The sequence below is a fragment of the Actinomadura meyerae genome, assembly GCF_900188445.1.
GTDB classification, from domain to species: Bacteria; Actinomycetota; Actinomycetes; order Streptosporangiales; family Streptosporangiaceae; genus Spirillospora; species Spirillospora meyerae.
Genome location: NZ_FZOR01000045.1, coordinates 26,906 through 38,331, shown reverse-complemented (window position 1 = coordinate 38,331; position 11,426 = coordinate 26,906). Strand labels below are relative to the sequence as shown.

Sequence of the window (11,426 nt, the reverse complement as noted above, 5' to 3'; positions counted from 1 at the left end):
ACGGGTTACGGTCCATTGGTGAGCTGGTTGAGCGATACGCGCGACTCCTACGACGCCGTCGCGGCCGACTACGCCGAGGAGACGCGCGACCTGCTCGACAGGCTGCTCCATGTCCGGGCGGGGGTCGTGCTGTTCGCCGAGCTGGTCCGCGCGATCGGCGGCGGGCCCGTCCTCGACGTGGGCTGCGGGCCGGGGCACACCACCGCGCTGCTGCGGGAACTGGGCGCGGACGCGTCCGGCATCGACCTGTCACCCGCGATGATCGAGATCGCGCGCCGCGAGCATCCCGGGGCGCGGTTCGAGGTCGGGTCGATGACCGATCTGGAGGTCGCCGACGGCTCTCTCGCCGGTGTGCTCGCATGGTGGTCGCTGATCTACATCCCGGACGAGGCCGTGCCGGACGTGCTCGGGCAGTTCCGCCGGGTCCTGCGGCCCGGTGGGGTGCTGGCCGTGGGGTTCCATGTCGGCGACGAGTCCAAGCTCGAAACGACCGGTGACGGTGCTGAGCGCGTGGAAACGTACGTGCACCACCGTCCACCCGGCCGCGTGACCGGCTGGGTCCGCGAGGCGGGCTTCACCGTGGAGGCGCAGCACCTGCTGGATCCGGACGGGCCCAAGCCGGGTGCGATCGTGTTCGCCCGGCGGCCCGAGGCATCGCCTCACTGACCCGCCGGGTTCACCGAGCGCGGAGTGCAAGCCGGCGGCGGACGGGCCCGGTCCTGCCGCCGAGCGGGGTGGGCTCGGCGGCGGGGACCGGGCCCGCCGTGCCGGGTCCGCGCCCGAGGCGGGACCCGTCTCATGCCGTCAGCGCTGCAGCGTCAGCAGGCCCGGCCGGTAGGGCAGGAGGCCGTAGTCGCCGCCGGAGTTGGGGCTGCGCCCCTGGTACAGCAGTTGCAGGTTGCAGGGATCGACGGTGAAGGTCTGGTCCGCACTGGTGCGGATCAGCTCGCCGTGGCTGATGTCGTTGGTCCAGGTGGCACCGCTGTTGGCCTTGCCGGCGAAGGGGTTGCCCTCGCTCGCGGCCTGCGGCGTCCACGAGCCGTTGAGGCTGGTGGCCGTGAACGAGCGGAAGTACCGCCCCTGGGAACCGATCGCCTCGACGAGCATGAGGTAGCGGTTCTGGTCCTTGAGCTTGTAGACCTGGACGGCCTCGAACAGGTTGTTGGTCGAGTCGCTCATGATCACGGTCGAGTTGGACCCGAAGCTGCCCGGGAAGTTCCCGATCGGCATGCTGGCCCGGTAGATCTTGCCGTTGTCGCCGGCGAAGAACAGGTACATGTTCGTGTCGTCGCCGATGACGGTCTGGTCGATGGGTCCCGTCCCGGAGCCCGAGATGCTCCCGGAGAAGAGCGTCTGCGGTGACGACCAGCCATTGGGGTTGGTGGGGTCGTTGGACGTCCGGTAGGAGAAGGCGGTCGCGCCCCACTGGTAGGCAAGCACCCAGATGTTCCTGGGCGCGAAATAGAAGAGCGTGGGTGCGACGGTGGCGTTCGACATCGCGTTCTGGCTGGCCGAGGCCATCTCCGACCAGTTCGAGAACAGGCTGAAGTTCATCGAACCCCACCTCGTCCCCGTGTCGTGGGTCGTGGCGTAGACGAGATGCCTGCCGTTGTAGGGGGCGACGGTGAAGTCCTTGAGCGAGACCCATCCCGACCTGGGCTGGGCGAGCGGGCCCGTCGACGTCCAACGGTAGGACGACGGGAGGCCGCACCCCGGGTTGGAGCCACTTCCCACCTCGACGAGCTGCCATTGCTGGTTGGCCCCGCCCCAGTCGTCGTACTGGACGATGTTCGCGCCATCGGCGGTGGAGGCGCCCTGCACTTCGAGGGCCTTGTTGCTGTGGCGCGAGATGAACCTGACATAGCCTCCGGAGCTGTCGGCCAGCCGCCACTGCTGGTTGGTGCCGTTCAGGTCGGACCACTGGACGATCGAGCCGCCGTTGGCCGTGGACCAGTTGTAGACGTCCAGCACCTTGCCGGAGTGGCGGGACCTGATGCGGTAGTAGCCGTCACCGGAGTCGACGAACTGCCACTGCTGCTGGTACTGGTCGTTCCTGGTCCACTGGGTGATGCGGGCGCCGTCGTTCGTCGCCAGGTTGTAGACGTCCAGGGCCTTGCCGCTGTTGCGGTTGACCAGGACGTACCACTTGTTCACATCCACTGTCGCGGCCTGGGCCGTCTGCGTGTTCACCACGGTCAGGAACATCGACAGCAGGAGCGATGCCAGCACTGCCGCACCGGTCCTCAACATGAACTCTTCCCTTCGTTCACGTGAATGGTAGCGCTAACATTTCGCTTCGGGCGGGACCTCTTCTCATCGGGGGGATCGGGGGCGGTGGTGGTGGCCCGGAGTAAATACGAGGCGAACGCCGCCGTCAAGGACTCCGGGCCTTCGAAAAGTTTCGAGTACAAACACGCTGCTAGAAAGCGCGCACAAACCAAGATCAAGATCATCGCTATGAAAGTTCTTTGAAACTGTTGACGGGATCTGCGCCGGCTCGCACACTGAGTCCGCGACGCCCCGGTGGTGTGTGCGTTCCCGAGCTGGAACGCGGCGTCTGCCGCACGGCCTTGTCCCGTGCTTCCAGCCATCGTTCATTCAATGGAGGAACAGACGTGCGTAACAACGCCATGCCCGGGTCCAGGCCCGGGGTCCGCAAGCGGGCCGTCCTGGCGGGCGCCCTGGGAGTGCTCACCGCGGCTGCGGCTCTGGTGGCACCGGCTCCGGCGTCCGCCGCGGAGAGCACCCTGGGCGCCGCGGCGGCGCAGAGCGGCCGCTACTTCGGCACCGCCATCGCCTCGGGCCGGCTCAACGACTCGACGTACACCACCATCGCGAACCGCGAGTTCAACATGGTGACCGCCGAGAACGAGATGAAGATCGACGCCACCGAGCCCCAGCGCGGCCAGTTCAACTTCTCCTCCGCCGACCGCATCTACAACTGGGCCGTCCAGAACGGCAAGCAGGTACGCGGCCACACCCTGGCCTGGCACTCCCAGCAGCCCGGCTGGATGCAGAGCCTCAGCGGCGGCAACCTCCGCCAGGCGATGATCGACCACATCAACGGCGTCATGGCCCACTACCGGGGCAAGATCGTCCAGTGGGACGTCGTGAACGAGGCCTTCGCCGACGGCAACTCCGGCGGCCGCCGCGACTCCAACCTGCAGCGCACCGGCAACGACTGGATCGAGGTCGCCTTCCAGACCGCGCGCGCCGCCGACCCGTCCGCCAAGCTCTGCTACAACGACTACAACATCGAGAACTGGAACTGGGCCAAGACCCAGGGCGTGTACGCCATGGTCCGCGACTTCAAGCAGCGCGGCGTGCCCATCGACTGCGTCGGCTTCCAGTCCCACTTCAACAGCGGCAGCCCGTACGACAGCAACTTCCGCACCACCCTGCAGAACTTCGCCGCCCTCGGCGTCGACGTGGCCATCACCGAGCTCGACATCCAGGGCGCGTCGCCCACGACCTACGCCGCCGTGACCAACGACTGCCTGGCCGTCTCGCGGTGCCTCGGCATCACCGTCTGGGGCGTCCGCGACACCGACTCGTGGCGCTCGGAGCAGACACCGCTGCTGTTCGACGGCAACGGCAACAAGAAGTCGGCCTACAGCGCGGTGCTGAACGCCCTCAACGGCGGCACCTCGGAGCCGCCGCCCACCGGCGGCGAGGGGACGATCAAGGGCGTCGGTTCGGGCCGCTGCCTGGACGTGCCCAACGCCAGCACCAGCGACGGCACCCAGGTCCAGCTGTGGGACTGCCACGGCGGGACCAACCAGCAGTGGACCGCCACCGACGCCGGTGAACTCCGGGTCTACGGCAACAAGTGCCTGGACGCCGCCGGGACCGGCAACGGCGCCAGGGTCCAGATCTACAGCTGCTGGGGCGGCGACAACCAGAAGTGGCGCGTGAACTCCGACGGGTCCATCGTCGGCGTGCAGTCGGGCCTCTGCCTGGACGCCGCCGGCAGCGGCAACGGCACCCCGATCCAGCTCTACTCCTGCTGGAACGGCAGCAACCAGCGCTGGACCGTCGGCTGACCTGAGCACGATCGGCTGACCTCAGGTCGATCACCGCACGCACGCCCGGAGCGGAGCCGGGAAGCCCTGGCTCCGCTCTCGGCGTGTCGTCGGGCGACCAATGGGTCGCGCGGTAGCGACTTTGGAGCAGCCGACGGTCGCCTTTGGACGGCTGCCGGGGCGGGGGCCCGGCTTCTAACTTCAAGATCATGGATGTGGAAGACCCCGGCATGCCCCCGCTCCGGCGCCGGATGGCGCTGGTGGTGGGGCTGCTCCTGCTGTCACCGGTCTGCGCCGAGTACCTCATCGGCTACGACCAGATCATCGGGCGGCCGCTGGAGCTGCTCGGCGGGCTGCTCATCCTCGCCCCGCTGTACGGGACCGTCGCGGTGCTGATCCGCGAGGCCGTCCGGCGGACCGGACGGGGCTGGCCGGCGATCGTGCTGCTGAGCGCGGCGTTCGGGCTCGTCCAGGCGGGACTGATCGACCAGAGCCTGTTCAATCCGGACTTCGTGGACGAGCCGTCCTGGGACCGCGACCGGCTGCCGACCCACATCCCGGAGCTGGGCCTGAGCGCCAAGTACCTGCTGGTCTTCGTCGCGGGCCACGTCATCTGGAGTTTCGGCGCGCCCATCGCGGTCATCGAGGCCTGCGCGCCGCGCTACGCGGCCCGGCCCTGGCTCGGACGGACCGGCATCGCGACCATGGTCGTCCTGTACGGGCTCGCCGCGGCGATCATCTTCAGGGAGCACACCAGGGACTTCATGGCGAGCCCGGCGCAGCTCGGCACCACCGCGGCGATCGCCGTGCTGCTGGTCGTCGCCGCGTTCGTCCTCCCCCGGCGTCCCGCGCCCGCGCCCGCGGCCGCGCCGGGCAGGGTTCCGCCGCCATGGCTGGTGGGGTGCGGCGGCGTCGTGCTGTGGGGCACCCACCAGTTCGCACCGGCGTCCTGGACGGGGGTGGTGCTGGATGCCCTCGCCCTCGTGCTCGCGGCCGCCGGCCTGCTGCGGTACTCCCGCCGCCGCGGCTGGAACCACCGGCACATCCTGGCGGCCAGTGGCGCCGCGCTCGTGGTCAACTCGGCGCTGGCCTTCGTGGTCGAGCCGCTCGGCGAGACGTCGTATCCGGTCAAGTACACCGTGAACGCCGTCCTGCTGCTGGGCGTGCTGCTCCTCCTGGCCCTCATCGACCTTCGGCTACGCCGTTCCAAGGAAACCGTCGCGCCTGCGGGGAGGATCTGAAAGTGGGATCGCATCTGGACACGTCCACGACGCTGGCCCGGCCTGCCTGGGCCCAGGGGACGCTGTACGTGGCGGCGGCGACACTGCTGGCCGGGGCCGGCTGGCTCCTCGATCTGCTCGCGCACTGGCTGGTCGGGCTGAAGTGGGCACCGATGCGGGGCCCCGCTGAGCTGCTCACCTCCATTCCCGAGCCGTGGCTCAGCGTCGGACTGGTCGTCCTGGGGGCGCTCGCGGGCGTCGTCGTGATCTTCGTCGACGCGCTGGAGCAGGTCTCGGTCACCGTGTCCGGCGAGCGGGTGGTGCTCAAGCGGACGGGTTACGAGCAGGAGATCGCCCGGGAACGGGTCGGCCACGTGTTCCAGGAGAAGGACCGGCTGGTGCTGCTCGGTCCCAACGGCGAGGAGCTCGCCCGGGAGAAGTGCGATCTCGGCGTCCGGCGGCTGGCCGCGGCCTTCACCGCGCACGGCTACGCCTGGGTGGACGGCGACCCGTACGAGGACGAGTTCAAGCTCTGGGTCCCGAAGACCCCGGAACTGCCCGAACTGGCGAACGCGCTGCTCAGGGCCCGCGCGGAGGCCCTGAAGTCCTCGGATTCGGGCGACTCCGTCAAGGAGCTGCGGCGCGAGCTGGCGCGGGTCGGCATCGTCGTCCGCGACAAGGGCAAGCAGCAGTACTGGCGCGGTCCCGGCCGGCGCTGAGCGGTCCCGGCCGGCGCTGAGCGGTCCCGGCCGACGCGGAACGGCGCCGCCCGCACGTTCGATCTTCCCGTCCCGCCATGTGATCCTTGGTTCCGCGATGGTGCCGTCCGGCTGGGCCTCGACGGCGGTCTGGACGGGACGGGAATGAGCCGAAGACGCGAGGTGGACCGGGCCGCGAAGAGGTACTCACTCGCCAGGCTCGGGCAGTTCCCGGTCGCCCGGCTGCTGGCGGGCGCCGGGCTCCTGATGATCTGGACCTTCGTCTTCGGCGCCATGGTGGACGAGGCCACGGCCACCAGGCACGCCGCGCGGGGCGAAGGGGTCCCGGGCACGTTCACGGCGGGATCAGAGGCGTGCGGGCGAGGCGGATGCCGGTGGTACGGCACGTACACGACCGGCGGAATCTTCCAGTTCACCCGTGAGGGAGTCGAGCTGAGAGGGGACGACGACCGTTCCCTTCACGCCGGGGAGTCGGTTACCGCCCTGGACGTGGGCTCAGGCGATTTCGTCCATCTGGAGGGCGGGAAACCGGAATGGGGGCCGGCGCTCGCCACCGTGTTCCTTGCCGCCTTTGCCGGAGGCATCGCGGCCTTGCTGAACGGCATGGTGCTGTGGGACGTCTACTGGACGCGCGCCTCTCCCGCGTCGCGTAAGCGGCAGGCGAGGGAACGCGGACGATTCGCGCTGCGCGACCTCGCCGACCACGACCGGTGGGGCTGGTCGGCGAAGCCCGGTTCGTCCACGATCGCCGCGAAGATCGTCAGATCTACGGACCGCACCCTGGCGGCAGTGGCGGCCCTGTTCGTCCTCATCGCGTCGCTGGTGCTGTTCGCGCTGGGCTGGGCCGCCTTCAACAAGGAGACCACCTGGGCCGAGGTGGTCGCGGGCGCGTGGGCGCCTGTCCTCGCGATCGTCCTGCTGGGCGTCACGTTCCAGATGCTTCGGCTGGTTCTCGGACGGCCCCGGCTGTGGGTGAGCGGCAATGAACTCGTCATCTGGGACGGTCTGCTGCTGTGGAAGGCATTGCGAATCCCGCGCAGCGAGATCGCGGCCGTCCACTACGGCGACGAGTCGCAGCGGCGCCAGGTCGAAGAGAACGTGGCAAGGCTGACGCCGTTCCGGGAAGACCTCAACCTCGCCCTGCGGGTACGGGACGGCATTTCCCTTCCCGCGCGACGGCTGCGATGGGGGAATTGGTTCTGGGTCATGTTGGCCCTGCGCGGTCTCGATCCGCGGGCGGCCATGCCTCAGCGGGGGCGCTTGTTCCGCTGGTTGTGCATTCGGGTGAAGGATCCGCGCAGGGTGGCCGCCGAACTCGACCGCTGGCTTGCGGAAGGCGAGGCGCCCCCGCCGCGGACGCCGGTCGAACCCGCTCCCGACGGCACGGTGCGCACACATCGCGGCACCGGCAGGATGCGCATCAAAATCAAGGGGCAGCTCCCCCGTCCGGTGCTGGCCGAATTCACGAACGAAGGGCCCGGAAGGCTGCGGGCCTGGCTTCGACGCACCGAGTTCGGCCAGGGGACGCCGGTCATCGCATGCGGCCCGGAAACTTCGCCCGCCACCATCGTCCTGGACGACCGGCTGGTATCCGGCAAGGCGCTCACGAAGAGGTACCTGTCCGTCGAGTCCGAGGGCCGCTGGACCGTCACCATCAGCGGACCGGAACGCGCACGCGCGTTCACCGGCTCCGCCGCGGGCAGCGGGCCCGAAGTGCTCAGCTACCAGGGGCCGGCCGGAATCGCGGTCGTGACATGCCCGGCTGGAGAACCCCACCAGGTCTACCTGCACGCACCGGATCTGGCGGCGCTACCCGGCTGCGAACCCGTGGCGTCCGCCGCCGCTTCCAACTCGTCCCAGGAGAACGAGCCCCTGCCGAGCCGGAGCACGTTCGCCGTCCCGGCACAGGCGGTGATCCAGGTGAGAACCGCCGGGGCGGAATGGCGGATCGACGTGACGCCCCTGGAACAGGCCGACATGGGCGCGCCCGCCGCCCGCGTCCGGCCGTTCGAGCATTCGCTGGCGGGCGACCGAACCACGGTGGTGCGCTACCTGGGCCCGCCCGGTCCCGTGCTGTTCCGCAGCGGAGACGCATTCGGCCTCCTGCAACTGGACGACACTCTGACCCCCGTTCGCACACTCGCTCACCCTGACGGCGACACGGAAATCCGCCTCCGTTCGTACACACTTCTCCAGGTCACCGGCGGCGGCAACGGCACCTGGTCACTGAAAGAGATGCACGACGTCCCTCCGTCCGCTTCAGCGCGATAGATAGGGCGGCTTTGTCGCCAATTCTTCGTCCGGGTTACGGATCGCGGGGCGCGCTGCTTCAATCATCGGCATGCAGATGATCGAACGGCCCTGGGGCGTGACCGCCTACGGTGCGTCGAGCGTCAAGGCGATGCCCGACCTCGTGCGGGTCCGTTTCAAGGTGACGCGGATCGAGCAGACGCCCTCCCGGGCTTTCTCCGCCGCCAGCGACGCCGTCCAGGAGGTGCGCCGGGCACTGCGGCGTCATGGAATACAGGACGCGGCCGTTCAACGCTCAAGGCTCGACCTGAAGAGTTCGTGGAGCTTCCGCAACTCGGAACGCAAGCTGATCGGGTACGAGTGCCAGGCATCGTTCGCCGTCGAGTCGACCGCTCTCGACGACGTGCAGCCCATGCTCGTCGATCTGGTCGCGGCGGGCGCGAACGAGATAGAGAGCGTCCACTTCGACGTCACCGCCAAAGGGGAGATGCGCGCGGAGGCCCGCCGGCAGGCGGTCGGCGCGGCCCGGCGCAAGGCCGAGCTGTTCGCCGAGGCCGCGGGGGTGCGGCTGGGGGCCGTCGTGCACATCGACGACGTCGACCCGGACCAGGTCGGACCGGAGCGGTACCGCGGGCACGGCTCGGGCGGCGAGGCGTTCGCGCAGGATCTGGCACCCGGGCATGTCGTGGTGTCCGCCGCCGTCATCCTGGGTTTCTCCATCGACCACGGCTGAAGCGGGGCCGGTAATGTGCCCGCCGGGGAGGGACGATGCTGTTCAGGCGTGAGGTCCTTGAGGGGATCGCGGGCGGGCGGATCGACCGGGTGTTCCGCGTGTGGGGCAGGCCGCCGGTCCGCGCGGGGAGTACGCAGCGCACCTGGGCGGGGATCATCGTCATCGACTCCGTCACGGCCGTCACCCCCGAGGAGATCACCGAGGAGGACGCCCTCCGTTCCGGTTTCGCCGACCGCACCGCGCTGCTCACCGCCCTGTCGAAGAGCCGCAAGGAAGGCGGCTACCACCGCGTCATGCTCCATCTCGGCGGTCCCGATCCGCGCGCGGAGCTGGCCGCGAACGCCGACCTGACCGACCGGGAACTGGCCGACCTCAAGGCCGCCCTGGACGCCGTCGACGCCCGAAGCCGCCGCGAACCGTGGACCCGCGAGGTCCTCCGCCTCATCGAGGAACGCCCCGGCCTGCGCGCCCTCGACCTGGCCGAGCACCTGGGCCGCGACAGGCTCCCCTTCAAGGCGGACGTCCGCCGCCTGAAGGCCCTCGGACTCACCGAAAGCCTGGAGACCGGCTACCGGCTCTCCCCGCGCGGCGAGGCCCTCATGGCCTACCTGCGGTCCCTGCCCGAGTGATCCGTCCGGGCCGGTACCGCGCGGGCGAGGCCGGCCGCGAAACCCGAAGGAGATCATCATGAACGACACCGACCGGCGCGGCGCCGAGCGCGGGACGGTCCGGCGGTTGGACAACATCGCCGTCGTCGTGGACGACCTCGCGGCGGCCGTGGCGTTCTTCACCGCGCTCGGGCTGGAACTGGAAGGCGAGGCGACGACCGAGGGCCGCGAGGTCGACCGCCTGATCGACCTGGAGGGCGTCCGGTCGGAGCTCGCGATGATGCGCACCCCGGACGGCCACGGGCGGCTCGAACTGACCAAGTACCGGTCCCCGGCGAGCCCGGCCGGCGACCCGCGCGCCCCGGTGAACACGCTGGGCGCGCACCGGATCATGTTCGCCGTCGACGACCTCGACGGCGTCCTCGACCGCCTGCGGCCGCACGGGGCCGAACTGATCGGCGAGGTGGTGCGGTACGGGGACAGCTACCGCCTCTGCTACCTGCGCGGGCCCGCTGGCATCACCGTCGCGCTGGCCGAGCAGATCGGGTGACCGGTGGACCTGCGTTTCGGGACGCGCCAGTCCGACTCGCCGTGGGTCGACGCCGTCTGGACCTGCACGAGCGAGCGGGTCACGGAGATGACGTCGGTGGCCGGGGCGCGCTGGGGCCTGGTGTTCTGGACTCAGGACGGCCGGGCGTACACGACCGTCACCGGCCCCGAGACCCGGACGGGCACGGCGCCGGTGCCGGAGGGCGCGACCTTCACGGGCATCGACTTCGCGGTGGGCACCTCCCTGCGGGCCATGCCCACGCCGTCGCTGGTGAACGCGGGCATCGTGCTCCCCGACACCACGCGCCGGACGTTCCGGCTGGACGGCACGCGCTGGGAGACGCCCGGCCCCGACGACGCCGAGGCGCTGGTCGACCGTCTCGTCCGGGCCGGGATCGTGGTCCGCGACCCGCTCGTGGCGGCGGTGCTGCGCGGTCACCGGCCCGCCGTCTCGGACCGCACGGTCGAGCGCCGGTTCCGCGCCGCGACCGGGCTGACCAGGGGCGCCGTCCGGCAGATCGAGCGGGCCCGCACGGCGGCGGGGCTGCTGGCGGCCGGTGACCCGGCCGCCTCCGTCGTCGCGAAGCTCGACTACTTCGACGAACCGCACCTGGCCCGCGCGCTGCGCACCTACGTCGGGCGGACGGCGGGGCAGCTGCGCGAGGGCGCGGGCGGCGCGCTCGGCCTCGACCTCGGTCAGCGCCGGACGTCGTAGACGAGCTTCAGGATCCCGTTCGAGTAGCTCTCCGACTCCCGGAGCTTCAGCATCTGCTTGGCGCGGTCGGCCCGTCCGAACAGGCTCTTCCCGGCGCCGAGCAGGACGGGGAAGACGAGCAGGTTGTACTGGTCGATCAGGTCGGCGTCCGCCAGCCGCCGGGCCAGCTCCGCGCTCCCGTGGATGAAGATCGCGCCGCCGTCGCCCTCCCGGAGCGCGGCGACGTCCTCGGTCGAGCGCAGGATCGTGATCGGGCCCCAGTCGTCGACCAGGGCGTCCTCGGACAGCGTCTCCGACACCACGTACTTGGGCAGCTCCTTGTAGTCGGCGTGGTCCGCCGAACCGGGCCAGACCGGCGCGAACACCTCGTAGCTGCGGCGGCCGAACATCAGCGCCGAGGTCTCGGCGAGCTCCTCGCCCTTCAGCGACCAGGCCTCCGGGACGAACTCGAGATCCTTGAACACCCAGCCGCCGCTGCGGTGCTCCTCCCCCGGCCCTCCACCGGGGGAGTCGACGACGCCGTCCAGCGACATGAAACCGGTGTAGACCAGGCGACGCATGGCGCGTCCTCCTCACGATCGGGGGCGAACTGGCGGACTCACCCTAGGCC

At 70.2% G+C, this 11,426-nt stretch carries 11 protein-coding genes; 9 read left to right on the top strand and 2 right to left on the bottom strand.

All coding sequences use genetic code 11. The features are described 5' to 3' along the window. Positions 1–18: 18 nt before the first annotated feature. Complete coding sequence (locus CHF16_RS32940; RefSeq protein ID WP_089330079.1) at positions 19–666, top strand: class I SAM-dependent DNA methyltransferase; 648 nt, start codon at positions 19–21, stop codon at positions 664–666. A gap of 138 nt (positions 667–804) precedes the next feature. On the opposite strand, the gene CHF16_RS32935 is transcribed toward CHF16_RS32940, so the two are convergent. Further along, on the bottom strand, positions 805–2,205 hold the full coding sequence (locus tag CHF16_RS32935) for a non-reducing end alpha-L-arabinofuranosidase family hydrolase (RefSeq protein WP_245869651.1): 1,401 nt from the start codon (positions 2,203–2,205) through the stop codon (positions 805–807). Between the two features lie 410 nt (positions 2,206–2,615). Here CHF16_RS32935 and CHF16_RS32930 point away from each other — a divergent pair, with 410 nt between their 5' ends. The 8 genes from CHF16_RS32930 to CHF16_RS32895 all read left to right on the top strand — a co-directional run bounded on the left by CHF16_RS32930 (position 2,616) and on the right by CHF16_RS32895 (position 10,816). Then, complete coding sequence (locus tag CHF16_RS32930) at positions 2,616–4,043, top strand: endo-1,4-beta-xylanase (protein ID WP_089330077.1); 1,428 nt, start codon at positions 2,616–2,618, stop codon at positions 4,041–4,043. 188 nt (positions 4,044–4,231) lie between these two features. Further along, positions 4,232–5,263, top strand: a complete 1,032-nt coding sequence (locus CHF16_RS32925) for a hypothetical protein (RefSeq protein ID WP_143228208.1) — start codon at positions 4,232–4,234, stop codon at positions 5,261–5,263. Positions 5,264–5,265: 2 nt separating this feature from the next. Further along, positions 5,266–5,961, top strand: coding sequence for a YqeB family protein (locus CHF16_RS32920; RefSeq protein WP_218826960.1), 696 nt, complete (start codon positions 5,266–5,268; stop codon positions 5,959–5,961). Positions 5,962–6,123: 162 nt separating this feature from the next. Continuing rightward, a complete protein-coding gene (locus CHF16_RS32915; RefSeq protein WP_089330075.1) occupies positions 6,124–8,232 on the top strand; it encodes a hypothetical protein in 2,109 nt (702 codons plus the stop codon). Between the two features lie 70 nt (positions 8,233–8,302). After that, positions 8,303–8,944 (top strand): SIMPL domain-containing protein, encoded by a 642-nt coding sequence (locus CHF16_RS32910; protein WP_089330074.1) that lies wholly within the window; start codon positions 8,303–8,305, stop codon positions 8,942–8,944. A 35-nt stretch (positions 8,945–8,979) separates the two neighbouring features. After that, the gene (locus CHF16_RS32905) at positions 8,980–9,573 is read left to right on the top strand and encodes an ASCH domain-containing protein (protein ID WP_089330073.1); all 594 of its coding nucleotides are present in this window, start codon (positions 8,980–8,982) and stop codon (positions 9,571–9,573) included. Positions 9,574–9,631: 58 nt separating this feature from the next. Continuing rightward, positions 9,632–10,102 (top strand): VOC family protein, encoded by a 471-nt coding sequence (locus tag CHF16_RS32900; protein ID WP_089330072.1) that lies wholly within the window; start codon positions 9,632–9,634, stop codon positions 10,100–10,102. A 3-nt stretch (positions 10,103–10,105) separates the two neighbouring features. Next, positions 10,106–10,816 carry a helix-turn-helix domain-containing protein gene (locus CHF16_RS32895; RefSeq protein WP_089330071.1) on the top strand — a complete coding sequence of 237 codons (711 nt, stop codon included), beginning with the start codon at positions 10,106–10,108 and terminating at the stop codon, positions 10,814–10,816. Here CHF16_RS32895 and CHF16_RS32890 read toward each other — a convergent pair. Further along, a complete protein-coding gene (locus CHF16_RS32890; protein WP_089330070.1) occupies positions 10,798–11,376 on the bottom strand; it encodes a dihydrofolate reductase family protein in 579 nt (192 codons plus the stop codon). The two genes, CHF16_RS32895 and CHF16_RS32890, sit on opposite strands and share 19 nt — an antisense overlap. Positions 11,377–11,426 lie beyond the last annotated feature (50 nt).

Coding starts and splice junctions, on each gene's coding strand:
- CHF16_RS32935 (WP_245869651.1), bottom strand. CDS start 2,205: ATGTTCCTGACCGTGGTGAACACGCAGACGGCCCAGGCCGCGACAGTG.
- CHF16_RS32925 (WP_143228208.1), top strand. CDS start 4,232: ATGGATGTGGAAGACCCCGGCATGCCCCCGCTCCGGCGCCGGATGGCG.
- CHF16_RS32910 (WP_089330074.1), top strand. CDS start 8,303: ATGCAGATGATCGAACGGCCCTGGGGCGTGACCGCCTACGGTGCGTCG.
- CHF16_RS32905 (WP_089330073.1), top strand. CDS start 8,980: ATGCTGTTCAGGCGTGAGGTCCTTGAGGGGATCGCGGGCGGGCGGATC.
- CHF16_RS32900 (WP_089330072.1), top strand. CDS start 9,632: ATGAACGACACCGACCGGCGCGGCGCCGAGCGCGGGACGGTCCGGCGG.
- CHF16_RS32890 (WP_089330070.1), bottom strand. CDS start 11,376: ATGCGTCGCCTGGTCTACACCGGTTTCATGTCGCTGGACGGCGTCGTC.